The organism is Streptomyces sp. NPDC050535 (assembly GCF_044457665.1).
Lineage (GTDB): Bacteria > Actinomycetota > Actinomycetes > Streptomycetales > Streptomycetaceae > Streptomyces.
The window spans coordinates 113,309-139,197 of the sequence record NZ_JBITHE010000001.1; the positions used below are offsets into that span (position 1 = coordinate 113,309).

General features: G+C 70.4%; 22 protein-coding genes and 1 riboswitch. Of the genes, 13 read left to right on the top strand and 9 right to left on the bottom strand.

Annotation, left to right across the window (positions count from 1 at the left end; translation table 11 throughout):
- Positions 1 to 320: 320 nt before the first annotated feature.
- Positions 321 to 1,265 carry a sucrase ferredoxin gene (locus ACIBLC_RS00475; RefSeq protein ID WP_399208347.1) on the bottom strand — a complete coding sequence of 315 codons (945 nt, stop codon included), beginning with the start codon at positions 1,263 to 1,265 and terminating at the stop codon, positions 321 to 323.
- A gap of 99 nt (positions 1,266 to 1,364) precedes the next feature.
- Positions 1,365 to 2,624, bottom strand: a complete 1,260-nt coding sequence (locus ACIBLC_RS00480; RefSeq protein ID WP_399208348.1) for a citrate synthase — start codon at positions 2,622 to 2,624, stop codon at positions 1,365 to 1,367.
- A 97-nt stretch (positions 2,625 to 2,721) separates the two neighbouring features.
- On the opposite strand from ACIBLC_RS00480, the gene ACIBLC_RS00485 reads away from it, so the two are divergent.
- Positions 2,722 to 3,888 carry a citrate synthase/methylcitrate synthase gene (locus ACIBLC_RS00485; RefSeq protein ID WP_399208350.1) on the top strand — a complete coding sequence of 389 codons (1,167 nt, stop codon included), beginning with the start codon at positions 2,722 to 2,724 and terminating at the stop codon, positions 3,886 to 3,888.
- 11 nt (positions 3,889 to 3,899) lie between these two features.
- Here ACIBLC_RS00485 and ACIBLC_RS00490 read toward each other — a convergent pair whose 3' ends face one another.
- The 3 genes from ACIBLC_RS00490 to ACIBLC_RS00500 all read right to left on the bottom strand — a co-directional run bounded on the left by ACIBLC_RS00490 (position 3,900) and on the right by ACIBLC_RS00500 (position 6,017).
- Entirely contained in the window at positions 3,900 to 4,553 is a 654-nt protein-coding gene (locus tag ACIBLC_RS00490; protein WP_399208351.1) for a DUF6082 family protein, read from the bottom strand.
- A 598-nt stretch (positions 4,554 to 5,151) separates the two neighbouring features.
- The gene (locus tag ACIBLC_RS00495; RefSeq protein WP_399208352.1) at positions 5,152 to 5,388 is read right to left on the bottom strand and encodes a hypothetical protein; all 237 of its coding nucleotides are present in this window, start codon (positions 5,386 to 5,388) and stop codon (positions 5,152 to 5,154) included.
- 104 nt (positions 5,389 to 5,492) lie between these two features.
- Positions 5,493 to 6,017 carry a DUF6082 family protein gene (locus tag ACIBLC_RS00500; RefSeq protein WP_399208353.1) on the bottom strand — a complete coding sequence of 175 codons (525 nt, stop codon included), beginning with the start codon at positions 6,015 to 6,017 and terminating at the stop codon, positions 5,493 to 5,495.
- A gap of 349 nt (positions 6,018 to 6,366) precedes the next feature.
- Between ACIBLC_RS00500 and ACIBLC_RS00505 the strand changes: the two genes are divergently transcribed.
- The gene (locus ACIBLC_RS00505) at positions 6,367 to 7,692 is read left to right on the top strand and encodes a GTP-binding protein (protein WP_399208354.1); all 1,326 of its coding nucleotides are present in this window, start codon (positions 6,367 to 6,369) and stop codon (positions 7,690 to 7,692) included.
- Between the two features lies 1 nt (position 7,693).
- Here ACIBLC_RS00505 and ACIBLC_RS00510 read toward each other — a convergent pair whose 3' ends face one another.
- Positions 7,694 to 10,159, bottom strand: coding sequence for a DNA topoisomerase (ATP-hydrolyzing) subunit A (locus ACIBLC_RS00510; RefSeq protein WP_399208355.1), 2,466 nt, complete (start codon positions 10,157 to 10,159; stop codon positions 7,694 to 7,696).
- Positions 10,160 to 10,484: 325 nt separating this feature from the next.
- Between ACIBLC_RS00510 and ACIBLC_RS00515 the strand changes: the two genes are divergently transcribed.
- From ACIBLC_RS00515 to ACIBLC_RS00530, 4 genes are all read left to right on the top strand, one after another.
- Entirely contained in the window at positions 10,485 to 11,846 is a 1,362-nt protein-coding gene (locus ACIBLC_RS00515; protein ID WP_399208356.1) for a M16 family metallopeptidase, read from the top strand.
- Entirely contained in the window at positions 11,843 to 13,231 is a 1,389-nt protein-coding gene (locus ACIBLC_RS00520; protein ID WP_399208357.1) for a M16 family metallopeptidase, read from the top strand. Before ACIBLC_RS00515 ends, ACIBLC_RS00520 begins: the two co-directional genes overlap by 4 nt.
- A gap of 214 nt (positions 13,232 to 13,445) precedes the next feature.
- A riboswitch (cyclic di-AMP (ydaO/yuaA leader) is annotated at positions 13,446 to 13,606 on the top strand.
- A 12-nt stretch (positions 13,607 to 13,618) separates the two neighbouring features.
- A complete protein-coding gene (locus ACIBLC_RS00525) occupies positions 13,619 to 14,347 on the top strand; it encodes a M23 family metallopeptidase (protein ID WP_399208358.1) in 729 nt (242 codons plus the stop codon).
- Between the two features lie 237 nt (positions 14,348 to 14,584).
- A complete protein-coding gene (locus ACIBLC_RS00530; protein ID WP_399208360.1) occupies positions 14,585 to 15,280 on the top strand; it encodes a GntR family transcriptional regulator in 696 nt (231 codons plus the stop codon).
- A gap of 150 nt (positions 15,281 to 15,430) precedes the next feature.
- On the opposite strand, the gene ACIBLC_RS00535 is transcribed toward ACIBLC_RS00530, so the two are convergent.
- Complete coding sequence (locus ACIBLC_RS00535) at positions 15,431 to 15,712, bottom strand: HPr family phosphocarrier protein (protein ID WP_138962230.1); 282 nt, start codon at positions 15,710 to 15,712, stop codon at positions 15,431 to 15,433.
- A 197-nt stretch (positions 15,713 to 15,909) separates the two neighbouring features.
- Here ACIBLC_RS00535 and ACIBLC_RS00540 point away from each other — a divergent pair, with 197 nt between their 5' ends.
- The 5 genes from ACIBLC_RS00540 to ACIBLC_RS00560 all read left to right on the top strand — a co-directional run bounded on the left by ACIBLC_RS00540 (position 15,910) and on the right by ACIBLC_RS00560 (position 22,341).
- Positions 15,910 to 18,741, top strand: a complete 2,832-nt coding sequence (locus ACIBLC_RS00540) for a GNAT family N-acetyltransferase (RefSeq protein ID WP_399208361.1) — start codon at positions 15,910 to 15,912, stop codon at positions 18,739 to 18,741.
- Positions 18,742 to 18,840: 99 nt separating this feature from the next.
- Positions 18,841 to 19,428 carry a DUF5998 family protein gene (locus tag ACIBLC_RS00545; RefSeq protein ID WP_399208362.1) on the top strand — a complete coding sequence of 196 codons (588 nt, stop codon included), beginning with the start codon at positions 18,841 to 18,843 and terminating at the stop codon, positions 19,426 to 19,428.
- Positions 19,428 to 20,669, top strand: coding sequence for an alkaline phosphatase family protein (locus ACIBLC_RS00550; RefSeq protein WP_399208363.1), 1,242 nt, complete (start codon positions 19,428 to 19,430; stop codon positions 20,667 to 20,669). Before ACIBLC_RS00545 ends, ACIBLC_RS00550 begins: the two co-directional genes overlap by 1 nt.
- A gap of 40 nt (positions 20,670 to 20,709) precedes the next feature.
- The gene (locus tag ACIBLC_RS00555) at positions 20,710 to 21,357 is read left to right on the top strand and encodes a thymidine kinase (protein ID WP_399208364.1); all 648 of its coding nucleotides are present in this window, start codon (positions 20,710 to 20,712) and stop codon (positions 21,355 to 21,357) included.
- Between the two features lie 126 nt (positions 21,358 to 21,483).
- Positions 21,484 to 22,341 carry a DMT family transporter gene (locus ACIBLC_RS00560; RefSeq protein ID WP_399208365.1) on the top strand — a complete coding sequence of 286 codons (858 nt, stop codon included), beginning with the start codon at positions 21,484 to 21,486 and terminating at the stop codon, positions 22,339 to 22,341.
- 26 nt (positions 22,342 to 22,367) lie between these two features.
- On the opposite strand, the gene ACIBLC_RS00565 is transcribed toward ACIBLC_RS00560, so the two are convergent.
- Positions 22,368 to 23,198, bottom strand: a complete 831-nt coding sequence (locus tag ACIBLC_RS00565; RefSeq protein ID WP_399208366.1) for an aldo/keto reductase — start codon at positions 23,196 to 23,198, stop codon at positions 22,368 to 22,370.
- A 157-nt stretch (positions 23,199 to 23,355) separates the two neighbouring features.
- Between ACIBLC_RS00565 and ACIBLC_RS00570 the strand changes: the two genes are divergently transcribed.
- Complete coding sequence (locus ACIBLC_RS00570; protein WP_399208368.1) at positions 23,356 to 23,862, top strand: hypothetical protein; 507 nt, start codon at positions 23,356 to 23,358, stop codon at positions 23,860 to 23,862.
- Between the two features lie 40 nt (positions 23,863 to 23,902).
- On the opposite strand, the gene ACIBLC_RS00575 is transcribed toward ACIBLC_RS00570, so the two are convergent.
- Positions 23,903 to 24,706 (bottom strand): VOC family protein, encoded by an 804-nt coding sequence (locus ACIBLC_RS00575; RefSeq protein WP_399208370.1) that lies wholly within the window; start codon positions 24,704 to 24,706, stop codon positions 23,903 to 23,905.
- Between the two features lie 323 nt (positions 24,707 to 25,029).
- On the opposite strand from ACIBLC_RS00575, the gene ACIBLC_RS00580 reads away from it, so the two are divergent.
- Entirely contained in the window at positions 25,030 to 25,857 is an 828-nt protein-coding gene (locus ACIBLC_RS00580) for a sulfurtransferase (RefSeq protein ID WP_399208372.1), read from the top strand.
- The last annotated feature ends 32 nt before the right edge of the window (positions 25,858 to 25,889 follow it).

A 25,889-nucleotide genomic window follows, 5' to 3' on the forward strand; every position in this document is an offset into this window, starting at 1 on the left:
GGTGACCGGGTTCCGCCGTAGGGGGTGTGGCATGGATCTCCTGAGCGCCGGGTTCGAGAGGCGGGACGGCACGGACCCTCACGCCGCCGCGTGTGAGCGCCGCGGTTGGCGAGGCACGGGAGAGCGGGATGGGGGCGCAGCTCGGGTGGCGTCGCACTGCGGAGAGGTGACTGTCGGTGGAGCGCCCCTGGACCGGATGTCCCGCAAGGCCAGTCGCAGTCCCCATGACCTGACCTGACCTGACCTGACCTGACCGGGCCGGACCACCTGACCGTCTCCGACATCCCGGCGCGGCAGGCGATCGCCTGCCGTGGAGCTGATCAGCAGGGCAGGGGAAGCGCCGCCGGGACCAGTTCCCGTACCGCCACGACGTCCATCCGGGCCGGTGATCCCAGGGCCGAGCCGCAGCTCTCGGGGCGCGGCGGGAGCGAGGTGCCCTGGGCGACGACGACGCGCCAGACCCGCCCGTCGACGTGGGCGACGGTCACCTCCCAGCGCGGGGCCGCGCCGTCGGTGCGCACGACGCTCAGGACGTCCGCGGCGTGCTCCCGGGCAGCCGTACGAACGGCCAGCTCGGCTGCCTGCCCGGGCCGCTCCCACGCGGAGTTCCCGCGACAGCCCTCGGTGACGACACGCCCCTCCCGGACGCCCTGAAGGATCTCCTTGACGGCGTGGGCCTCCGCCCGGCCGTAGGCATACCCGTACGGCAGGACGAGCAGGGTGGGCGAGAAACGGTGGCCGCCGAGGTGGGTGACCTCCCAGGCGCCGTCCACACCGGAGGCGGCGAGTTCGGCGGCGAGGGGGCGGCCGAGCAGGGCACAGCAGCGGTCACGCTTGCCGTTGGTGCAGACGAGGGCGAGTGGGTCGCCGGGATGGGATCCGCCCCCGAGAGCCGCGTCGAAGGTGTGCGGGGCGCCTTTGCCGAGCGCGGTGAAGTCGAGGTCGAGCAATTGTTCGGGATCGCATGTCGTGGCGCTGTGCAGCCAGACGTTCCCCGGAGCGGTGTGGGCCGCGTACACCCGGCGCTCGGCGGGCGGGCCGAAGTCGGCGTGCCGCCCGGGGCGCCGGATGAGGGCGATCCGTACGCCGGTGTCCGCCGCGGCGGCTTCGAGGGCACGGCCGAGTGCGGGGTCCAGGTGGCTCGAAGTGAGCGCCTTGGCACCCCAGGGACCGGGCTGCTCGAGCAGCAGCCAGGTCCTCGCGGTGGCCGCGGTCCCCGCGAGGGGCTCGTCGAGGTGCCGGGACGCGGTCGTGCACGTACTCACAGAGGCGAGCCTAACCTGAGTTGGGTCAGGGCGACTTCCGGCCGGGTGATCGGGGGCGTGTCTTGGGTGCGTTCGGTGTGCTTCGGCGCGCGAGGCCGCTCAATTGGGGAGCGGCTGCGGAGGCCGGGCGCCTGCGTAACGACCGCTGGGACGCATGCGCAACGGGCGCTCCCCGTACTCCTCAAGGATGTGGGCGATCCAGCCCGCCGTACGGGCGACGGCGAAGATGGTCTCGCCCGCGGAGGAGGGCATGCCGGAGGCGACCGTCAGGACGCCGAGTGCCAGGTCGACGTTGGCGTGCAGCGGCCTGTGGCGGGCGGTGGTGGCCACGATGTCGTCGGCCGCCGCCAGTGCGGGCGCCGCGCCGGGGACCGCCTCCAGAAGGCCGAAAAGGGCACGCGCGCGTGGATCCTCGCCGGGGTAGAGCCGGTGGCCGAGCCCCGGGACGCGACGCCCGGCGCGCAGTTCGTCGGCGATCACGGGGGCCGCGGTGCCCTGTTCCAGGACGTCGAGGAGCAGCCGGTGCGCGAGTCCGCTGGCCGCGCCGTGCAAGGGGCCCTCCAGGACGCCCAAGCCCGTCGACACGGCCGCGTACGCGTGCGCCCGGGCCGACGCGGCGACCCGGACAGCGAGCGTCGAGGCGGCCAGGTCGTGGTCGACCAGCAGTCCAAGTGCCGCGTCCAGCGCGCGCAGTGATGCCTCGTCAGGCGTACGGCCGCTGAGTCGCGTCCAGAGGCGGCGGGCCAGCGGGCCGTCGTCCCGCGGGTCGTACCGCACCGGGGGCAGGGCGGCGACGAGAGTGGGGATGAGGGTGCGCGCCGTGCCGAGCACGGCGTTCTCGGAGAGGTCGAAGCGCAGTGGGTCGTTGACGGACGCGGCGATCGTGGCGACCCGCAGCCGGTCCGTCGGGCCGCTGTGTTCGGGCAGCGCGTCGACCGCGTGGCGGGCGGCGGTCACGGCTGCCTCCGGCGCGCTGAACAGGACGCCGGGGCGCAGCTCTCCGGTCCACAGCCACTCGGCGATCTCCTCGTAGGAGTGCCGTGCCGCCAGTTCCGTCGCGTCCACGCCGCGGTAGTAGTACCGGTCGTCTTCGATCAGGGTGATGCCGGTACGGACGGACAGCTCGCCGCCGGTGCTCGAACTCCCGCCGGTCTCCCGCCTGTTGCGCCGGGCGAGCGCGGCGACCTCCTCGGCGTCGAAGGTGCTCCCGCGGCCGCCGGGTTCGCGCCGGCTGCCGAGCTGGCCGCGGCTCACGTACGCGTACACGGTCTCGGGCTTCACTCCGAGCAGGTCCGCGGTCTCCCTGGTGCTGAGCCGCCGACCTTCGTGCTCTGGTGCTGCCGCTTCCTGATCCCTCATGTGCGCCACCGTATCCGTGGATCGATATATTGATTCAATCAATATTGACAGAGATTGAGTCAATCATGGACAGTCTGATCAAGTCCAGGGAGGAAACATGTCGATCAACCGGGCCGCGAACACCTCCGTCGACGTATCGCGAGGACTCGCGGGCGTCGTCGTCACCGACACCGCACTGGGGGATGTAAGAGGGCTGGAGGGCTTCTACCACTACCGCCAGTACTCGGCCGTCGAACTCGCGCGGACCCGCGGCTTCGAGGACGTCTGGTACCTGCTGGTCCACGGCGAACTGCCGGGCTCGGTGAGGCGCGCCGACTTCATGGGGCGGACCGCTGAGCTGCGCCGGCTGCCGGACGGGGTCCGGGCCGCGCTGCCGGCCATCGCTGAGGCGACCGGGCACTCCGGGCCGCTCGCCGGACTGCGCACCGCACTGTCGCTGCTGGGTGCCTCGCTGGGGTTCCGGCCGGTGTACGACATCGACGCCGGCCGGCGTCGCGCGGACACCCTCGCCGCCTGTGCGGCCGTACCTACGCTGCTCACCGCTCTGTACCGGCTGGGGCAGGGGCTGGAACCGGTGGAGCCGCGCGAGGATCTCGCGTACGCCGCCAACTATCTCTACATGTTGACTGGTTCGGAGCCGGACGCCGTGCGGTCGAGGGCGGTCGAGCAATACCTCATCTCAACCATTGACCACGGATTCAATGCATCAACATTCACGGCGCGGGTGATCGCGTCCACAGGGGCGGACGTGGCTGCCTGCCTGGTCGGTGCCGTGGGAGCTCTGTCCGGCCCCCTCCACGGTGGTGCCCCGAGCCGTGCCCTGGACACTCTCGACGCGATCGGCACCGCTGACCGTATCGACCCGTGGATCCGCGAGCGCGTCCTCGCGGGCGATCGCATCATGGGCTTCGGGCACCCCGTCTACCGCACGGAAGACCCGCGTTCGCGCATGCTCCGCGGGATCGCCCGGCAGTTCGGCGGCCCCTTGGTGGACCTCGCCGTCGAGGTCGAGCACCAGGTGGAAGCGATCCTGGCCGAGCTCAAGCCCGGCCGCGAACTGCACACCAACGTGGAGTTCTACGCCGGTGTGGTCATGGAACTGTGCGGCCTGCCCCGCGAGATGTTCACCCCCACCTTCGCCGCGGCACGGGTCGTCGGCTGGAGCGCCAACATCCTGGAACAGGCGGAGGACCGGAAGATCATCCGACCGGCGGCCCGGTATGTGGGACCGGTGCCGCCGGTGGCGGTGCCGGAGGATGCGTAATCGGGCGTCGTTTACGTTGTCGGTGGGGTACCGCGTCCCAGGTCAGTGAACGCCTGGTCGAAGATCCGGAACACGCGGCCCTCCGCGCCCTCTGGGGGCAACTCGCTCTTGTGGGCTCGCGTGGCGTTCCAGTATCGACAAAACGCCGCGCTGCTCAGCAAGTTTCGCGCATGCACCAACAGTTCGGCTTCTGTGTGGCTGCCCCAAGTGTGGGCCAGGACGAAGTGGCTGAACGTCAGGTTGGCGAAGAGATTCTGGCGCAGAGTCGACTCTGGCTGGCCCTGGAAGTCGTTCCATACCGGGGCCAGCGAAGGGTCGTCCATCACCATCTGAGTCAACTGCACATGCAAGGCACGCATATCCGCCTCCGCGCTGCGGTGCAGTTCGGCGCGGGAGGAGGAGAGCTCATCGCGCTGCAGAGCTAGTTCCTGGCGCTGCAGTCGCAACTCACGTTGCTGAAACAGGAGAGTGATGACCAGCAGCAGGAGGGCCAGCCCAGAGAACACGGCGCTCACGCCACCGAAGTAGTCCCCGATGGCGCTGCGTTCTGCCGCCTCGCGCGTTCCGCCGTTGGCCCGCTCCACACCACTGACGAGCCAGCCGCTTACCACTACGGACGCTGCGGCAACGAGGGCGATGCCGACCGCTGCCACCGCCAGCCACATACAGGCCAAGAGCATTGGGCGCCAGGAACCATGACGAGCCATCAGTCTCCCACCCCCAGATGTCCGAGCAATTCTTCCCGGATGGCGTGGAGAGAAACGAATGTGCGAACCCTGCATCTGATGGGGCCGTCTGCGCCGGACCTCCGGCGCAGACGGCCTAGGCTCAGTGGTCTGGAATGAAGGGCCTTGCGCAGATAAGAGTCCCCCGATCGACGACCACGATGACCTCGAACGGGCGAAGCTCTCGGACTTGCGGGTGCTGTTTCTGGACACCCACTGTCCGCTCGGCGCCGATTACCGCGAAGCGGCCGTCGCCTAGCTCGAAGACGTCAGGACAGGTCTCGCCGAGCATGCTGCCCCGCAGGTGTGGGGCCACTCCCACGCGCCGGGCTATCGACAGTTTTCTGGCGACCAACTTGCAGGCGCTCTTGCGCCCCAGGTGTACGGCCAACTCTGGGCTCCTATAGAAGTCAATTATCTGGGACGGAAAAAGCGGAGGGTATCCGCACTACTGCATAGCGTGACAAGTTACGTGCGCTGTGCAGCGAACTCCGAGGCTGGACTGTGGATGGTGTCGCGGCATCGGGCCTGGTAAGGGTCAGGCTTCGGGGATGTCGACCTTGGCCCGGATGAGGGTTTCCCGGCTGATCACGACGATCCGCTCGTATTCGGCGCGGGCAGCGTCGGCCGGGAGCTCGCTGTCGAGCCTATCGGTGGCATCTGTCCCGATGACGGCGAAGCTGCCGTCGTTGAGCTCGAAGATGTCGGGGCAGGTCTCCGCGGTGGCACTACCGCGTTCGCGTGGTGACGCACCGATGCGGCGCACGATCTTCAAAGGGGATCCCGGTCCTCTGGACAGTAGGGCTTTACGGCGAAGACAGGGTATTCCTTTGGGGTGGCCGGTGTTGCCGGTGTGACCATGGTGTAGCCCAACCGGCCCTATTCGGCGGGCGGTTCACCCACTACCCACCATTCCTCTGTGCTGGTCTCGCTCAGATCGCGCATGAGGCGGTCCACTAGGCGTCCCACCCGGGCTTCCTGTGAGGAGTGCGGGAGGCTTTCGCGATGATGCCGGGTGGCCTCCCAGTAGTCGCGAAAGATCCCGCTTTGGCAGATCACTCGAAGATGTCCATGCAGCTCCTGCGAGTTGACGTTTCCGGTTCGGTAGAGCTGCAACGTGTTTGTGTACCAGGCGTTGGCGAACAGGAACTGGCGTCGGAGGGTGGGCCTCTTTTCTGCAGGTTGGTCGCTGAAGTCCACGGTGCTCATTACGGCGGCTAGGTCGGGATCGTCCATGGCCCGGCTCAGCAGGTGAAAGTGCATACGCTGCTGCTCAACCCGCAGTCGCAGTTCGTTGTACTTGCGCTGCTGAGCGGTCAGGAGAGCGACGGCGCCTGCGGTGACGGCGAGCCCCGCGGTGACCGCGGAACCCCACCCCCGTATCCCAGAACTCTGTGTGACCATGTCAACCCCCGAATTAGGCGACCGTTTCGCCGGTCGTCGGTTGTGGGGCGACAGGGAGGACCGGCGAGCGGTGGGCGGCGCGCTGCCGTCTCCCAGTTTTGCTGAGCTGTGCTGATCGACAGGGAGGCGGAGAAGAGGCGCACGGAGGGATGTGCGGGCGGCGTTCACCGGCGCCATGTCCAACGTGTGCCCCGCGAGCGCCGCCAACAATCGTTCACTTCGCGGCGATTCCTCCCACTCGTATCCTGGGTCGGCATTCATTCCTCGTACGAGTGCCGGTGCGTGAGCCGCCCTCGTACGGGAGCCGTTCCCGAGCCGGTGCGTGCGCCGGTGTGAAAGAGGTCGCGCGTTGAGCCAGCCCAGTCCGCAGCCGATCCCCGGCGCGCAGTCGATGCCCGGCACGCAACCGCTTCCCGGCGTCCAGCCGATCCCTGCCACGAAGCCCGCACCCGGCACTCAACCCGCACCCGGCACTCAACCCACGTCCGGTACGCAGCCCGCACCTGCCACGCAGCCCACGCCCGCCACCCAGTTGGTCCCTGACGCGCACTCAACCTCCGGCACGCGGCCCACCGACGTGGAGACCGCGGCGCGGCAGATCCCGGTCATCGTCCTCGCAGGCTTCCTCGGCTCCGGCAAGACCACCCTGCTCAACCATCTGCTGCACCGCGGCGGAGGCAGCCGGATCGGGGCGATCGTCAACGACTTCGGCTCGATCGAGATCGACGCGATGGCGGTGGCGGGGGCGCTCGGGGACTCCACCGTCTCGCTCGGGAACGGATGCCTGTGCTGTGCAGTCGACGCGAGTGAGCTCGACGTCTATCTGGAACGGCTCGCTCGGCCCTCGGCCGGAATCGACGTCATCGTGATCGAGGCGAGCGGGCTCGCCGAGCCTGAGGAGCTCGTGCGGATGGTGCTCGCCAGTGAGCATCCGGGGATCGTGTACGGGGGACTCGTCGAGGTCGTCGACGCCGCCGAGTTCGACGGCACGCGGGAGAAGCACCCCGAGATCGACCGGCATCTCGCCCTCGCGGATCTCGTCGTCGTCAACAAGACCGACCGGGCGCCGGAGGGCGAGCGCGTGCTCCGAGTCGTCCGGGAACTCGCGGGCCGTGCCGCCGTCGTACCCGCCACCTACGGCCGGATCGACCCCGAGTTCCTCTTCGACCGCCGACCGACCGAGGAGCGCGTCGGCCAGCTCTCCTTCGACGATCTCCATGACCATGACCATGACCATGACCATGACCACGCCGGGCCCGACAGCCATGTCGTCGGCCACCTGCACTCCGCCTACGAATCCCTCTCCTTCACCTCCGAAGTCCCGCTCAGCCCCCGGCGGTTGATGGAGTTCCTCGACAGCAGGCCCGAGGGGCTCTACCGCATCAAGGGGTACGTCGATTTCGGTGTCCAGGACCGCGGCAACCGCTACGCCGTGCACGCCGTCGGACGGTTCCTGCGTTTCTACCCGGAGCCCTGGGCCCGCGCGGCCGGTGCCGGCGAACGGCTCACGCAGCTCGTCCTCATCGGCTCAGGCATCGACACGCCCGCCCTGGCCAAGGAACTGGAGGCGTGCAAAGAGGACGCCCCACACGCCGACGAGCACAGCATGTGGGGCGTCCTCCGCTACGTACAGGACACTCCCGTAGAGCCGGAGCAGCCGGAAACGGCCCTCTGACCTACACCGGACCCGCCACCACTCCCACCGTCTTCGCCAGGGACACGCCCGAGCCGTCACGGCGCGGGTCCATCTCCGGCAGCTCGGCCGGTGTGCCGTTCTTCTGCGAGGCGCGCGCCGGTGCCGGGCCCGCCCAGGCGAGCGAGAGGCAGTCCTCGCCCTTCAGGAACCGCTGGCAGCGCACGCCACCCGTGGCGCGGCCCTTGCGCGGGTACTGGTCGAAGGGAGTCAGCTTGGCCGTCGTCTGGACCGAGTCGTCCAGGGTGCCGCGCGAGCCGGCGACCGTGAAGACCACCGCGTCCACCGCCGGGTCGACCGCGGTGAAGGAGATCACCTTCGCGCCCTCGGTGAGCTTGATGCCCGCCATGCCTCCCGCGGCCCGGCCCTGCGGACGGACCTGGGACGCCTGGTAGCGCAGCAACTGGGCGTCGTCCGCGATGAAGACCAGGTCCTCCTCGCCCGTACGCAGCTCGGCGGCGCCGACGATCCGGTCGCCGTCCTTGAGCGTGATGACCTCCAACTCCTCCTTGTTCGAGGGATAGTCGGGGACCACCCGCTTCACGACGCCCTGTTCCGTGCCGATCGCCAGGCCCGGTGACGACTCGTCGAGCGTGGTCAGGCAGACCACCGTCTCCTTCGGCTCCAGGGTGGACAGGAACTCCGAGATCGGCGCGCCTCCGGAGAGGTTGGGCGCCGACGCCGTCTCCGGGAGCCGCGGCAGGTCGATCACGTTCAGCCGCAGCAGGCGGCCGGAGGAGATGACCGCGCCGATCTCACCGCGGGCCGTCGCGGGCACCGCGGAGATGATCAGGTCGTGCTTGGCGCGCCGGTCCTCCTCCGCTTCTCCGAAGGGGTCGCCATTGGCCGTACGGGCGACCAGGCCCGTGGAGGACAGCAGGACCCGGCACGGGTCGTCCGCCACCTGGAGCGGGACCGTCGCGGCGCTGGAGCCCGCGGACTCCAGCAGCACCGTGCGCCGGTCGGTGCCGAACTTCTTGGCCACCGCGGCCAGTTCGGTGGAGACCAGCTTGCGCAGCTCGGTGTCCGAGTCCAGGATGCCGGTCAGCTCGTCGATCTCGCCGTTGAGCCGGTCGCGCTCCGACTCCAGCTCGATGCGGTCGAACCTGGTCAGCCGGCGAAGCGGCGTGTCCAGGATGTACTGCGTCTGGATGTCGCTGAGCGAGAAGTGCTCGATCAGGCGCTGTTTCGCCTGGGCCGAGTTGTCGCTGGAGCGGATGAGGCGGATGACCTCGTCGATGTCGATCAGGGCGACGAGGAGACCCTCGACCAGGTGCAGCCGGTCGCGCTTCTTGGTGCGGCGGAACTCGCTGCGGCGGCGTACGACCTCGAAGCGGTGGTCGAGGTAGACCTCGAGTAGCTCCTTGAGACCGAGGGTGAGGGGCTGGCCGTCCACCAGCGCCACGTTGTTGATGCCGAAGGACTCCTCCATCGGCGTCAGTTTGTAGAGCTGCTCGAGGACCGCCTCCGGCACGAAACCGTTCTTGACCTCGATGACCAGACGCAGACCGTGCATGCGGTCCGTGAGGTCCTTCACATCGGCGATGCCCTGGAGCTTCTTGGCGCCGACCAGGTCCTTGATCTTGGCGATCACCTTCTCCGGTCCGACGGTGAAGGGCAGTTCGGTGACGACGATGCCCTTGCGGCGGGCCGTCACGTCCTCCACCGCCACCGTGGCGCGGATCTTGAAGGTGCCGCGGCCGTTCTCGTACGCGTCCCTGATCCCGGAGAGGCCGACGATCCGGCCGCCGGTGGGCAGGTCGGGGCCCGGGACGTGCTTCATCAGCGTGTCCAGGTCGGCGCCCGGGTGGCGGATCAGGTGGCGGGCGGCCGCGATGACCTCGCCGAGGTTGTGCGGCGGCATGTTCGTGGCCATGCCCACGGCGATGCCGGACGCGCCGTTGACCAGCAGGTTCGGGTACGCCGCCGGGAGGACGCCCGGCTCCTGCTCCTGGCCGTCGTAGTTCGGCGAGAAGTCGACCGTGTCCTCTTCGATGGACTCGGTCATGAGCGAGGTGGCGTCGGCCATCCGGCACTCGGTGTAACGCATGGCGGCCGGCGGGTCGTCGTTGCCGAGCGAGCCGAAGTTGCCGTGGCCGTCGACCAGCGGCAGGCGCATCGAGAAGGGCTGGGCCAGGCGCACCAGCGCGTCGTAGATCGACGCGTCGCCGTGCGGGTGGAGCTTACCCATGACCTCGCCGACGACGCGGGCGCACTTCACATAGCCGCGGTCGGGGCGCAGGCCCATCTCGTTCATCTGGTAGACGATGCGGCGGTGCACGGGCTTGAGGCCGTCGCGGGCGTCCGGCAGGGCTCGGGAGTAGATGACCGAGTACGCGTACTCGAGGAAGGAGCCCTGCATCTCGTCGACGACGTCGATGTCGAGGATGCGCTCCTCGAAGTCGGCGTCGTCATCGGGTCGCGGGGTCTTCGTGCTGCGGCGGGCCATCGCTGCTGCGGCTCCTTCACAGTCTCTGCCTGGGCATGAACGGGTTCTGACGCGCACCATTGTGGACCGCCGTACTGACAACGCGGACCACGACCCGTCTGTTGAGGGTCCCGGCGGGCCGTGCGGAGGGTCTCGCGCGGTGTCCGGGAAGCGCTCCGGGCGTACGAGGGCGGCCGGGAGTTCACCGCTCCCGCCTCGCGGAATCCGAACGCGATTCTCGCTCTCGGCGTACGAGGTGCGGGAACTTCGCCAGCGGTCCGCGCGCTTGCATACAGTGGCAGGACCGACAGGTAATCCGTAGTTTTCCGCGATCGAAGGGACGTACATGCCCATGGGTCACACGGCCACAGCTGAGGCAGGCTCCGGCGGGCTGACAGCGACCGAGCACCGCCTGGCCAACGGCCTGCGCGTGGTGCTCTCCGAGGACCACCTGACCCCGGTCGCCGCGGTGTGCCTCTGGTACGACGTCGGCTCGCGCCACGAGGTCAAGGGGCGTACGGGACTCGCCCACCTCTTCGAGCACCTGATGTTCCAGGGCTCGGGCCAGGTCAAGGGCAACGGTCACTTCGAGCTGGTGCAGGGCGCCGGTGGCTCGCTGAACGGCACGACCAGTTTCGAGCGCACCAACTACTTCGAGACCATGCCCACCCACCAGCTGGAGCTCGCGCTCTGGCTGGAGGCCGACCGCATGGGCTCGCTGCTCGCCGCGCTCGACGACGAGTCCATGGAGAACCAGCGGGACGTCGTCAAGAACGAGCGGCGCCAGCGCTACGACAACGTCCCCTACGGGACCGCGTTCGAGAAGCTGACCGCGCTCGCGTACCCCGAGGGCCACCCGTACCACCACACGCCGATCGGGTCGATGGCCGACCTGGACGCGGCCACCCTGGAGGACGCCCGCGCGTTCTTCCGCACCTACTACGCGCCCAACAACGCGGTGCTGTCGGTCGTCGGGGACATCGACCCGGAGCAGACGCTCGCCTGGATCGAGAAGTACTTCGGCTCCGTCGCGGGCCACGACGGGAAGCCCGCGCCGCGTGACGGCGCCCTGCCCGACATCATGGGCGAGGAACTCCGCGAGGTCATCGAGGAAGACGTCCCCTCGCGCGCGCTGATGGCCGCCTACCGGCTCCCGGAGGACGGCACGCGCGCGAGCGACGCGGCCGACCTGGCCCTGACCGTCCTCGGCGGCGGCGAGTCCTCCCGGCTCTACAACCGGCTCGTACGCCGTGACCGCAGCGCCGTGGCGGCCGGGTTCGGCCTGCTGCGGCTGGCCGGAGCGCCCTCCCTGGGGTGGCTCGACGTGAAGACCTCCGGTGACGTCCGGATCCCGGTCATCGAGGCCGCCGTGGACGAGGAGCTCGCCCGGTTCGCCGAGGAGGGCCCCACGGCCGAGGAAATGGAGCGCGCGCAGGCCCAGTTGGAGCGTGAGTGGCTGGACCGGCTCGGCACCGTCGCGGGCCGCGCCGACGAACTGTGCCGGTACGCCGTCCTGTTCGGCGACCCGCAGCTCGCCCTGACCGCCGTACAGCGCGTTCTGGACATCACGGCCGAGGAGGTCCAGGAGGTCGCCAAGTCCCGCCTGCGCCCCGACAACCGCGCCGTGCTGGTCTACGAACCGATTGCCGCTGAAGACGCCGAAAACGCTGAAGCCGCTGAAGACACCGACGAGGAGGCGGCGAAGTGACCGAGCTCGCCACCATGGAGTTCCACCCCCAGCCGCAGGCCGGCGAGGCCAGGCCGTGGGCCTTCCCCGCCCCCGAACGGGCCACTCTCGGCAACGGCCTGACCGTGCTGCGCTGCCACCGCCCCGGCCAGCAGGTCGTCGCCGTGGAGGTGCTGCTCGCCGCGCCGCTGGAGGCCGAGCCCGCGGGCCTCGACGGAGTCGCCACGATCACGGCGCGGGCCTTCTCCGAGGGCACCGACAAGCTCTCCGCCGAGGAGTTCGCCGCCGAGCTGGAGCGCTGCGGCGCCACGCTCGACTCGTACGCCGACCACCCCGGCGTACGTGTGTCGCTCGAAGTCCCCGTCTCGCGCCTCCCGAAGGCGCTCGACCTGCTCGCCGACGCCCTGAGGGCACCGGCGTTCGCGGACAGCGAGATCGAGCGGCTGGTGCGCAACCGGCTGGACGAGATCCCGCACGAGTCGGCCAACCCGGGTCGCCGCGCCGCGAAGGAGCTCTCCAAGGAGCTGTTCCCGGCCACCTCGCGCATGTCGCGACCGCGCCAGGGCACCGAGGAGACGGTCTCCGCGATCGACGCGGCGGCCGTACGCGCCTTCTACGAGAAGCACGTTCGCCCCGCCACGGCCACCGCCGTGATCGTCGGCGACCTCACCGGAGTCGACCTCGACGCGCTGCTCGCCGACACGCTCGGCGCGTGGACCGGCTCGTCCGCCGAGCCGCGCCCGGTGCCGCCGGTCACCGCCGACGACACCGGCCGGGTCGTCATCGTGGACCGTCCCGGCGCCGTCCAGACGCAGCTGCTCATCGGCCGGATCGGCGCCGACCGGCACGACCGTGTGTGGCCCGCCCAGGTACTCGGCACGTACTGCCTCGGCGGCACCCTCACCTCGCGCCTGGACCGTGTCCTGCGCGAGGAGAAGGGTTACACCTACGGGGTACGGGCGTTCGGCCAGGTGCTGCGTTCCGCGGCGGACGGCACGGGTGCCGCGATGCTCGCCATCAGCGGCTCGGTGGACACCCCGAACACCGGTCCGGCGCTCGACGACCTCTGGAAGGTGCTGCGCACCCTCGCCGCGGAGGGACTGACCGACGCCGAGCGCGACATCGCCGTGCAGAACCTGGTGGGTGTGGCACCCCTCAAGTTCGAGACGGCGGCGGCTGTCGCGGGCACGCTGGCCGACCAGGTCGAGCAGCACCTGCCGGACGACTACCAGTCGACGCTGTACCGGCAGCTCGCCGAGACCGGCACCGTGGAGGCCACCGCGGCCGCCGTGAGCGCCTTCCCGGTGGACCGCCTGGTGACCGTCCTGGTGGGCGACGCCGCGACGATCGAGGAGCCGGTCAAGGCCCTCGGAATCGGTGAAGTGACCGTCGTGGCGGCCGAGTAGGACCGAGCGGAGCGGATTTGATCAGTTCGCTCCCATGGGGGCCCAGGAGGCGGCAGAGCCTCCTGGGCCCCCATTTGTCCGTATTGGTAGAGAGGTTGCCTGTCTGCTCTGTGGCATGCGCTACAAAAGCCGTGTTCCGTTTGTCGATTGAAAGATGTCCCGTTTAGCGTCGGTCCGGCTGTTCGTCAGGCACTGCGCCGCGCCCGCGGCATCCGGACAGCCATCGCCTAATCCCCCTGTGGCGCGAGCCAGGGGAGCCGGGGACCCACACGCAGTCCCTGGGGTGAATCGGACGTCCTCTTCGGAGGTGGTCCGTAGGAGACCTTCCTGCTCCGAACCCGTCAGCTAACCCGGTAGGCGAGAGGGAAGGAAAGGATCAACCCCTACATGGCGTTCACCTGTGGCACAGGGAAGCACCGTCGCCCGAGCCGCGTGAAGCGCACGACCACGAACGCCATCGGCGTAGCGGCGCTCACCACCACCGGTGTCCTCGGCACCCTGGCGGTCCCGGCGCTCGCCGCGGACAACTCCGTCGAGCAGACCGGCCTCACCCGGGCCATCGCGATCGGTGACTCGATAGCCGACCAGATCGACGCGCAGGCCGCCGCCCAGCAGCACGCCGCCGACGAGGCCGAGGCGCTGCGGAAGGCCGAGGAGGAGCGCGAGGCCAAGGCACGTGCCGCCCGTGCCGCGGAGCGCAAGCGACTCAACACCTTCGTCACGCCGGTCAGCGGCTCGTACGTCTCCACCGGCTACAGGACCGGCGGCAGTCTCTGGTCCTCCGGCAGCCACACCGGCGTCGACTTCCACGCCGCGTCCGGCACCCCGGTCCACGCGGTCGGCTCCGGCACGGTCGTCACCGCCGGCTGGGGCGGCTCCTACGGCAACGAGATCGTCCTGAGGATGAACGACGGCACCTACACGATGTACGGCCACCTGTCGTCCATCGGTGTCTCCGTGGGCCAGACGGTGACCCCGGGTCAGCAGATAGCCCTCTCCGGGGCCACCGGCAACACCACAGGGCCGCACCTCCACTTCGAGGCCCGGACGACCGCCGAGTACGGCTCGGACATCGACCCCGTCGCGTACCTCCGCTCGCACGGCGTGAGCGTCTGATCCCGGTCCGGCGTCGACGTCCGGTCCTCGGCGCCGAGTGAACCTTTCACCGCTCGCTTACGTACTTCAGAAGGTCCCGGCTCGAACGAGCCGGGACCTTGTCGTTTCGAACGCCTTCCTGTCCAAAAAATATCCCTCGATTCCGGTCCGCCATCGGAAATTCCGAGTCTCTGCAATAGAGTCACTGGACAAGTGCCAATCGACGGCGTTTCACGGGGATTAAAGCGGAGGTCCGGTATGCGTGTTCCTGCGCACTCGGTATGCACGGCGATCCGTGACGACATCGTCGCGGGTGTCTACGAGCGCGGCAGCCGGCTCACCGAGGAACTGCTCGCGCGCCGCTACGGCGTCTCGCGCGTCCCCGTGCGCGAGGCCCTGCGCACGCTGGAGGCCGAGGGTTTCGTCCTCACCCGGCGGCACGCGGGCGCGTGCGTCGCGGAGCCGAGCGAGCAGGAGGCCGCGGACCTGCTGGAGATGCGCATGCTCCTGGAGCCGCTCGGGGCCGCGCGGGCCGCGCAGCGCCGCACCGAAGCTCACCTCAAGGTGCTCCGAGGCCTGGTCAGGCTGGGTCAGGAGCGGGCCAGGAGGGGCAACAGCGAGGATCTGCGCTCGCTGGGCGGCTGGTTCCACGAGACCCTCGCGCAGGCCTCCGGAAGCCCCGCGCTGACCTCCACGCTCGCCCAGTTGCGCCACAAGATCGCCTGGATGTACACGGTCGAGGCGCCGGCCAACCCGGCGGACTCCTGGGCGGAGCACGGCGGGATCGTGGACGCCGTCGCGCGTGGCGACAGCGAGCGGGCGCGGGCGATCACCGCCCTGCACACCGAACGCGCGACGGTCGCGCACCGGCTCCGGTTTCCCGGCGCGGGGGACCGGCAGGACCGTGTGAGGACTTCGCAACATCCCGTAAACATGACGGGCCTGCGGCATTAACATGAGCGCCGTATACAAAGAGGAGTAATTCGCGGGAGATTATTCATGCTGCCCGCGCAATGGAAATGCGAAGGGCCCACCCGATAATTCGGGCGGGCCCTTGCCGGTGTTTTCGAACGAGGAAAACGCCGAACCTCTGACGGTTTCGGGTCAGACCGTCTCGGGAAGCTCCTCGAGTCCCTCGGAGACCAGCTTCGCCAGACGGTCGAGAGCGGCGTCCGCTCCCTCGGCGTCGGACGCGAGGACGATCTCCTCGCCGCCCTGGGCGCCCAGGCCGAGGACCGCGAGCATGGAGGCCGCGTTGACGGGGTTCCCGTCAGCCTTGGCGATCGTCACAGGGACGCCGGAGGCCGTGGCCGCCCGGACGAAGATGGAGGCGGGGCGGGCGTGAAGGCCCTCCGCCCAGCCGACGTTGACGCGGCGCTCAGCCATGTGATGCTGCCCTTCAGATGTCTCAGGTTGTCTAGACCAGTGTCCCATAATGTCAAGCGTGCCCGGAGCGGGCCAGAGGGTGACAAACCCCTTGCTCCCGTCCCGGACCCGGCACCGGATCCCGGCCTGGATCCGGCTTCGGTTCCCCCCAAGACTGCCTCGCGCCGTTGTCAGACGCGAGCCGTACTGTGGGGCCCATGCAGACCTCGCCGGACCGGCACGAGTACCCCTCCCACTGGGAGGCGGACGTGGTGCTGCGTGACGGCGGCACCGCACGCGTCAGGCCCATCACCGTCGACGACGCCGAGCGCCTGGTCAGCTTCTACGAACAGGTCTCCGACGAGTCGAAGTACTACCGCTTCTTCGCGCCCTATCCGCGCCTGTCCGCCAAGGACGTCCACCGCTTCACGCACCACGACTTCGTGGACCGGGTGGGACTCGCGGCCACGGTGGGCGGCGAGTTCATCGCCACCGTGCGGTACGACAGGATCAACGCCGACGGCCGGCCCGCCTCCGCCCCCGCCGATGAGGCCGAGGTCGCCTTCCTGGTCCAGGACGCCCACCAGGGGCGCGGCGTCGCCTCGGCGTTGCTCGAACACATCGCGGCCGTCGCCCGGGAGCGGGACATCCGCCGGTTCGCCGCCGAGGTACTTCCGGCCAACAGCAAAATGATCAAAGTCTTCACGGACGCCGGTTACCAGCAGAAGAGGCACTTCGAGGACGGCGTCGTACGCCTGGAGTTCGACCTCGAACCCACCGACCGCTCGCTCGCCGTGCAGCGCGCCCGTGAACAGCGCGCGGAGGCACGGTCCGTGCACCGGCTGCTCGCGCCCGGCTCGGTCGCCGTCATCGGCGCCGGCCGCACCCCCGGCGGCGTGGGCCGCAGCGTCCTCACCAACCTCCGCGACGCCGGCTTCACCGGGCGGCTCCACGCCGTGAACAGGGCGGTCCAGGAGAGCGAGCTCGACGGAGTCCCCGCGTACCGCTCCATCGGGGACATCGACGAGCCCGTCGATCTCGCGGTCGTCGCCGTACCCGCGCCCTACGTCCCCGAGATCGTCGCGGAGTGCGGTGAGCACGGCGTGCAGGGGCTCGTTGTCGTAACGGCGGGGTATGCCGAAAGCGGCCCCGACGGACGGGAACGCCAGCGCGAACTCGTCCGCCAGGCCCGTACGTACGGCATGCGCATCATCGGCCCCAACGCCTTCGGGGTCATCAACACCTCCCCCGAGGTGCGCCTCAACGCCTCGCTCGCGCCGGAGATGCCGAGGCCCGGACGGATAGGCCTGTTCGCCCAGTCCGGGGCCATCGGGATCGCCCTGCTCTCCCGGCTGCACCGGCGCGGCGGCGGAGTCACGGGCGTGACCGGCGTGTCCACCTTCGTCTCCTCCGGGAACCGCGCGGACGTGTCGGGCAACGACGTCCTGCAGTACTGGTACGACGATCCGGACACCGACGTCGCCCTGATGTACCTCGAATCCATCGGCAACCCGCGCAAGTTCACCCGGCTCGCCCGCCGGACCGCGGCGGCGAAACCGCTGGTCGTCGTGCAGGGCGCCCGGCACGCCGCCACTCCGCAGGGGCACGCGGTACGGGCCACCCGGTTGCCGCACGCCACCGTGTCCGCGCTGCTCCGGCAGGCCGGGGTGATCCGGGTGGACACGATCACCGAGCTGGTGGACGCCGGGCTCCTGCTGGCACGCCAGCCGCTCCCGGCCGGGCCCCGGGTGGCGATTCTCGGGAACTCGGAGTCGCTGGGACTGCTCACGTACGACGCGTGCCTGGCCGAAGGCCTCCGGCCGTCACCGCCGCTGGACCTCACGACGGCGGCGTCGGCGGACGACTTCCGCCGGGCGCTGACGGGAGCCCTCGCCGACGACGGCTGCGACGCCGTGGTGGTGACCGCCATTCCGGCGGTGGGGGAGACCTCCGTGCGGGACGCCGCCCTGGCCGAGGCCCTGCGCGCGGCCACGGCGTCGGCCCCGGCCAAGCCGGTGCTCGTGGTGCACGTCGAACTCGGCGGACTCGCCGAGGCGCTGTCCGCCGCCGCGAGCACCGCACCACAGGCAGCCGCCCCGGCACCCGGCGCCGCCGGCAGCGCCGAGCCCCTCAGCCCGGCGGAACCCGCGCCCACCGCCGACAGCGACGAGTCCGGCTCCCGCCTCATCCCCGCCTACCCCGCCGCCGAGCGCGCCGTCCGGGCCCTCGCCGAAGCCGTGAAGTACGCCCAGTGGCGGCGGGACGCCGCCGAACCGGGCAGGGTGCCGGAGTTCGAGGACGTGGACGAGAAGGGCGCCGCCGAGCAGATCGACGCCCTCCTCGCGCGCGTGGAGGGCGTCGAGGGACTGACCCTCGACGCCGGAGAAACCCGCGAGCTGCTCGGGCGGTACGGCATCGGCGTACGCCCCGCCCTGCCCGCCCTCACCCCGGACGACGCGGCGCGGGCCGCGGGAGACCTCGGCTATCCGGTGGCCCTCAAGACCACCGCCCCGCACCTGCGGCACCGCGCCGACCTCGGCGGCGTCCGGCTCGACCTGGCGGACGAGGAGCAACTGCGCCGGGCGTACGCGGAGTTGACCGAGCTGTTCGGGAAGCCGGCGGAGCTGCGTCCGGTCGTACAGGCGATGGCACCGCGCGGGGTCGACACGGTCGTACGGGCCGTCATCGACCCGGCGGCCGGAGCGGTGCTCTCCTTCGGGCTCGCCGGGGCCGCCTCGGAGTTGCTCGGTGACACCGCGCACCGGCTGATTCCGGTCACGGACCGGGACGCGGGCTCGCTGGTCCGGTCGATCCGGACCGCACCGCTCCTCTTCGGCTGGCGCGGTTCCGCCCCGGTCGACACGGCGGCCCTCGAAGAGCTGATGCTGCGCGTGTCGCGGCTGGTCGATGATCACCCGGAGGTCGTCGCGGTGTCCCTGGAACCCGTGGTCGTCGCGCCGCAAGGCCTGAGCGCGCTCGGCGCCACCGTCCGGCTGGACCGCGCGCCCGTCCGCGACGACCTCGGTCCGCGGACGCTCCCCGTCTACTGACCTCCGCTGCCGGCCTCTGCCGGGTGGATCCGGATCTCCGCCCGGCAGACCCCCGCGAGCGGTGCCTCGCAGTCAGTGGGCGCCCGTAAGATGGACATCATGGCCAAGACCAGTACGACGACCCAGGGGCTGCGAGCGGCGATCGAGCGCAGTGGCTACTACCCGGCCCTCGTGGCCGAGGCGGTGGAGGCCGCGATCGGCGGCGACACCATCCGGTCGTACCTGGTTCATCAGGAGACGACGTTCGACACCAACGAGGTGCGCCGGCACGTCACGGTGCTCGTCCTCACGGGCAACCGTTTCATCGTGAGCCACACCGACGAGCAGGCCGAGGACACCACCTCACCGACGCCGTACGCCACGACGTCGACGGAGTCCGTGAAGCTCGGCCGTATCTCGTCGGTCGTCGTCAGCCGAGTCGTCGCCAACCCCGAGTCGTACGCACCGGGCACGCTGCCCCGTGAGGTCGTCCTCACCATCGGCTGGGGCGCCGTCTCCCGTATCGACCTGGAGCCCGCCGCCTGCGGCGACCCCAACTGCGAGGCGGACCACGGCTACACGGGCAACTCGACGGCGGACGACCTGAGTCTGCGTGTCAGCGAGGCCGGGGACGGCCCGGAGACGGTGCGCCAGGCTCTCGCCTTCGCGCAGGCCCTCTCCGAGGCGACCGCGGACGTCGCGCGCTGATGTCCCACCCGTTTCCCCCCGCCGCTCATGACCGAGGGCACTCGGTGCCCGCCCCTCCCGGTTCCGCCTGGGACCACCCGGAACCACTCGCCCTCGACTCCGCGCCCGTCCCCGAGTACGGCGTCGGTTCGCTCGCCGATCTGCTCCCCACCCTCGCCGCGGGCATGGACGTGCCCGGCATGACCGCCGCCATACCGGAACTGAGCGCCACCGACCGGAACTGCGTCTTCCTGATCGACGGTCTCGGCTGGGAGCAGCTGAAGGCGCACCCCGACGAGGCCCCCTTCATGACGTCGCTGCTGGCGTCCTCGCGCGGGGGCACGGGCCGGCCGATCACCGCGGGCTATCCGGCGACCACCGCGGCCTCGCTCGCCTCCGTCGGCACCGGCCTGCCGCCCGGCGCGCACGGCCTGCCCGGCTACACCGTGCGCAACCCCAGGACCGGCGAGCTGATGAACCAGCTCCGCTGGCAGCCGTGGACCGACCCGCGCGCCTGGCAGCCGTACCCCACGATCTTCCAGCTGGCCGACGCGGCCGGTGTGCACACCGCCCAGGTCTCGGCGCCCGCCTTCCAGAACACCCCGCTGACGAAGATCGCGCTCAGTGGCGGATCGTTCCACGGACGGCTGACCGGGGAGGAGCGCATGGACTTCGCCGCCGCCCAGCTCGCGGCGGGCGACCGCTCCCTGGTCTACACGTACTACGCCGAGGTGGACGGCAAGGGCCACCGCTTCGGCGTCGACTCGGACCCCTGGCGCGGCCAGCTGATGTACGTCGACCGGCTGGTCCAGCGCCTCGCGGAGCAACTCCCGCCGCGCGCCGCCCTGTACATCACCGCCGACCACGGCATGGTCGACATTCCCTTCGACGAGCAGCACCGCGTCGACTTCGACGAGGACTGGGAGCTGCGCGCCGGAGTCGCCCTGCTCGGCGGCGAGGGCCGCGCCAGGCACGTCTACGCCGTCCAGGGCGCCGAGGCGGATGTCCTGACCTGCTGGCGCGAGGTGCTCGGTGAGCAGTTCTGGGTGGCCTCGCGGGACGAGGCGATCGCGGCGGGCTGGTTCGGCCCGCGGATCGACGAGCGGGTGTACGCCCGGATCGGCGACGTCGTGGCCGCGGCCCATGACGACGTTCTGATCATCGCCTCCGAGCGGGAGCCGAAGGAGTCGGCCATGGTCGGCAACCACGGCTCGATGACCCCGGCGGAGCAGCACGTTCCGCTCCTGCAAGTACGTTCCTGAACCCCACTGCCCCCGTTGCCCGAAAGGTGCTCGACTCCCCATGCCCGAGCTGGTGTTCTTCTCCGGAACGATGGACTGCGGGAAGTCGACGCTGGCCCTCCAGATCGAGCACAACCGTTCGGCGAGGGGCCTTCAGGGCATGATCTTCACCCGTGACGACCGCGCGGGCGAGGGCAAGCTCTCCTCCCGCCTGGGTCTGGTCACGGACGCGGTGGAGGTGGCGGACGAGCAGGATCTGTACGCGTATCTCGTCGACCATCTCTCGCAGGGCGGCCGGGCGGACTATGTGATCGCCGACGAGGCGCAGTTCCTGGCCCCCGCGCAGATCGACCAACTGGCGCGGGTGGTGGACGACCTGGACGTCGACGTCTTCGCCTTCGGCATCACGACCGACTTCCGCTCCAAGCTCTTCCCCGGCTCCCAGCGCCTGGTCGAGCTGGCCGACCGGGTCGAGGTCCTCCAGGTCGAGGCCCTGTGCTGGTGTGGCGCGCGCGCCACGCACAACGCCCGCACCATAGGCGGCGAGATGGTCGTCGAGGGCGCCCAGGTGGTCGTCGGCGACGTCGACCAAGCGGACGACATCGGCTACGAGGTGCTGTGCCGTCGCCACCACCGCCGCCGGATGACGGCCGGCAGGTCCCACGCGGGCGCCCTGTCACCGGACGTACTGCCGATGACGTCGGCCTGAGGGCCTGGTCCTCCACGTCCTCCACGTCCTCCAGCTCCTCCGCGGCTGACCCGGCGCGGACGCGCGCGAGCGCCGGCCGACGCGTCTCGGAAGGCCGCGCGTCCCTTTTACGGGCATGGTGGAACGGTGACCGTGCTGGCTGTGCTGTTCGCTGTCCTGGGGGCCGCCAGTAACGCGGCCGGTACCGCCTTTCAGCGGAAGGCGGCGTCCACCGTGGCGCGCGGCGGTGGACTGCGCCTGATCCTCGAGCTGGCTCGGCGTCCGGCGTGGCTGATCGGCATCGCCGGGGTTGTCGCGGCCGCGGTCTTCCAGGCCCTGGCTCTGGTGAACGGGCCGCTGGCGCTGGTGCAGCCCCTGTTCATCCTGGAGCTGCCGTTGGCCCTGCTGATCGCCATTCCGCTGCTGCACAGGCGCCTCCCGGGTGCGGGCTGGTGGGCCGTCGCGGGTGTGGTCGTCGGCCTCGCCCTGGTTCTCGGCGCGGCTGCTCCCTCGGGGGCACGCGACCAGGCCCCCATGGTGAGGTGGATCCCGGCGCTGGTGCTGTGCCTGGGGGCGATTGGCGTACTGGTCGTCGTGGCCCGTCCGGGGCGTCCGCCGCTGTTCCGGGCGGCGGTGCTGGGATCGGCCTCCGCCATCGGCAACGCCCTGACCGCCGCGCTGCTGAAGTCGGCGACGGGCACGCTCGCCGACGACGGGTTCGCCGCGTTCCTCGGCACGTGGCAGACCTACGGCTTCGCGGTGACCGGCGTGAGCGCCGTCCTGCTGCTGGAGAACGCGTTGCAGGCCGGCGCCCTGGCTGCCTCGCAGCCCGCTCTGACCATCGGTGACGCGACGGTCAGCCTGATGCTGGGCATCACCCTGTTCGGGGAGACGGTCCGTACCGGGTGGTGGCTGCTCCCCGAGGCGATCGGGGCCGCGGCGATTCTGTGGGGCGTGCTGCGGCTGACCCGTGTGGTGCCGCACATCCGAGAGGTCACGGGGTAGCCGCTCACCTCACGGGCGGCCCGGCATCAGAACTCTTCGTGCACTTCGGGATCTCCGCCGATACGCCGCGAGGGTTGGCCGGAGACCGCGGCCATCTCGGCGGGAGTCAGCTCGAAACCGAAGATGTCGAGGTTCTCGCGCTGGCGACCGGGGTCCGCGGACTTGGGAATGGGGACCGCGCCGAGCTGCGTGTGCCACCGCAGTACGACCTGTCCCGGGGTCACGCCATGGGCCTCGGCGACCTTCACGACGGCGGGGGTGTCCAGCAGCTCGGTGCCGCGGCCCAGGGGACTCCAGCTCTCGGTGAGGATGCCCCTGTCCGAGTGGAAGGCCCGCAACCGCTCCTGCGGGAAGAAGGGATGCAGCTCGATCTGGTTCACACAGGGCAGGACGCCGGTCTCCTGCTCCAGCCGCGTGATGTGCTCCGGAGTGAAGTTCGAGACACCGATCGAGCGGACGAGGCCCTCCGCGCGGAGCTTGACCATCGCCTTCCAGGACTCCGCGTACTTGCCGACGCGGGGGAGCGGCCAGTGGATCAGATAGAGGTCCACGTACGCCAGGCCGAGACGGCCGCGGGACTCCTCGAAGGAGGCGAGGGTCTCCTCGTACCCGTGATGCCGGCCCGGCAGCTTCGTCGTGACGACGATCTCCTCGCGGGGGATGTCGCTGCGGGTGATACCGCGCCCGGTGCCGGTCTCGTTGCCGTAGTTGGTGGCCGTGTCGATGAGGCGGTAGCCGATGTCCAGCGCCTCGCCCACGGCCTTCTCCGCCTGCGCGTCATCCATCGGATAGGTGCCCAGGCCGAGGGCGGGGATCTTCGAACCGTCGTTGAGCGTGTGTCCGGGAATGCTGATCATGCTGGGTCCTTCCCACATTGCGGTGCGGTGCGTGCAGTATGTCGCTGCGCCGAGGTCCGGGGCTGGGCCGGGGCAGCCGGGCGGGGGACAACGCCCCGGCGACCCACCTTCCCGACGCCCCTCACGGAGACGGCGCACCAGCCTCTAGGCTGCGGCCGTGAACTACAGCGAACTTGAGGCGGACATACTCGAGTTGATCGTCGCAGCCGACGAAGGGAGCGTTCGCGCCTTCGGGGAGGAGACGGTCACCCGCCTCGTGCGGCCGGAGCTCCTCCGGTACGCCGATGAGGACGAGCTTGCCGAGGACGCCTGGGCGGCGCTCACGACCGCCCGCGAGAACGTCCTGACGATCAGCGCCGCCGACCTCGGCCGTGAGCTGTCGACCGTCTATGACGGCATTCTGGTCGACGACGATCTGGACAGAGGAGTCCTGACCGCCATCCAGGCGCTCGCGCACTGGCAGAGCTACCTGGAGCGCAACAGCCGCGGTGAGCTCTACGAGCTGGCCATCCGCTCGATCGAGGACGTCGACCACGAGGTCTCCGCCGACCTCGGCGACTTCCTCGCCACACCGCGGATGGCCGCGGAGTACGAGCGCATTCGTCGGCTGCTGGAAGCTCAGACGGGCGGCGGCGTCGACGGACGTACTGCCGATGACGCCTGAGACCGGCCCTCGGACCGCGCGTCCGTCACTCATCGCCCGTTCACCGGACGCTGTGGATCACGGAGAACAACGCGCCCTCCGGATCCGCCACCGTCGCCACGCGCCCGTACGGCGAGTCGTGGGCGGGCTTGAGGAGGTGTCCGCCGAGGCCCGTGACACGGGCGACGGTGTCGTCCACGTCCGCGGTCTCGAAGTACGTCATCCAGTGCGGGCCGCGGTCGCGTGGCAGGCCGTGGCCGACGCCGTGGATGCCGGCCACCGGACGGCCGTCGAGGTGCAGGGTCACGTAGTCGAAGTCGGCCGAGACGGCCGGCTCCGGTTCGTAGCCGAAGACCCCCCGGTAGAACTTGACGACGCTCTCGGTGTCGCGCGTCACCAGCTCGTTCCACGCGGGCGTCCCCGGTACGCCGGTGATGCCCGTGCCCAGATGGACGGCCGCCTGCCAGATGCCGAAGACGGCACCCGTCGGATCCGAGGCGATCGCCATGCGGCCGGCCTCGGCGGCGTCCAGCGGACCGACCCCCACGGTGCCGCCGCTGAGCCGTACCGTCTCGGCGGTCAGGTCCACGTCGTCCGAGGCGAGATACGGCGTCCAGGCGATCGGCAGATGACGGTCTGGCGGCAACTGCCCGATCCCCGCCACCTCGTGCCCGTCGAGCAGGGCACGTACGTACTGGCCGAGCTGATGCGGGCCCGGCTGGAACTCCCAGCCGAACAGCGCTCCGTAGAAGTCCTGGGTCGTGGCCATCCCGTGCACCATCAGGCTCACCCAGCAGGGTGCGCCGGGCGTGTGCCGGGCGTGCGTCGCGCCGTTCTGGCCGGCCGACCCCCGTGCCTCGGTCATCGTCACTCTCTTCTCGGCCCCTCGCGGTGGCCGGTCACCTTCCGCCTGCCCGCAGGCGTACCGCAGTCGTGTACCCATAAGCCCCGTGCCGATGTTCGCACCACCGGTCGCACCGTGCGTTCCGGCCGCGCCGTCGTTCGGCGGCCTACGGCCGGAGGATGCCCGATGAGCGGTTTCCCGTCCGTTTCCGCACCATTGCCACGTGGTGTCCATCGGCTGTACAGCATGTGCCCGGTCCTGTACGCCTCGTGATCGGACCTGCCCGGCGGGCACAGTAGCCCGGCCTGGACGAAGCGGCCACCCCGTGCGCAAGGATGGGGGCCATGAACGCCATCATCTCCGCCCCCGAGCTCGCGAGCGATCTGGCCGGTCCGAACCCTCCCGTCGTCCTCGATGTCCGCTGGCAGCTGGGCGGCCCGAGCCTGCGCTCCGACTACGAGAAGGCGCACATTCCTGGGGCTGTTTTCGTCGATCTGGATTCCGAACTCGCTGGTCCGGCGGGGGACGGCGGCCGTCATCCGCTGCCCGATCCCGAGGTCTTCGGCGCCGCGATGCGTGCCGCCGGGGTCTCGGCGGACCGTGATGTCGTTGTGTACGACGGCGGCCTCGGCTGGGGCGCCGCGCGTGCCTGGTGGCTGTTGGGCTATTCGGGTCATCCCGCGGTACGCGTGCTTGACGGCGGCCTGGCCGCCTGGAGCGGTCCGGTGTCGTCGGAGATCCCGGCACCCGCCGCCGGAAGCTTCGTGCCGGCGCCCGGCGCGCGGCCGGCGCTCGACGCGGACGGAGCGGCGGCGCTCGCCCGTACCGGCGTCCTGTTCGACGCCCGGGCCGGCGAGCGGTACCGCGGCGAGGTCGAACCGATCGACCCGGTGGGCGGCCACATCCCCGGCGCGGTCTCCGCGCCGACCACCCAGAACGTCACGGACGACGGACGGTTCCTGTCCGCCGCCGAGCTCGCCGACCGTTTCAAGTCCCTTGGCGCGACCGGCGCTTCCGAGGTCGGCGTCTACTGCGGTTCGGGCGTGTCCGGAGCCCACGAGGTACTGGCGCTCGCCGTCGCCGGCATTCCGGCAGCCCTGTACGCGGGTTCCTGGTCGGAGTGGACCAGGGACGGGAGCAGGCCGGTCGCGGTGGGACCCGACCCCCAGTGACGGCGAGGGGCCCGCGCCGGGTCGGCGCGGGC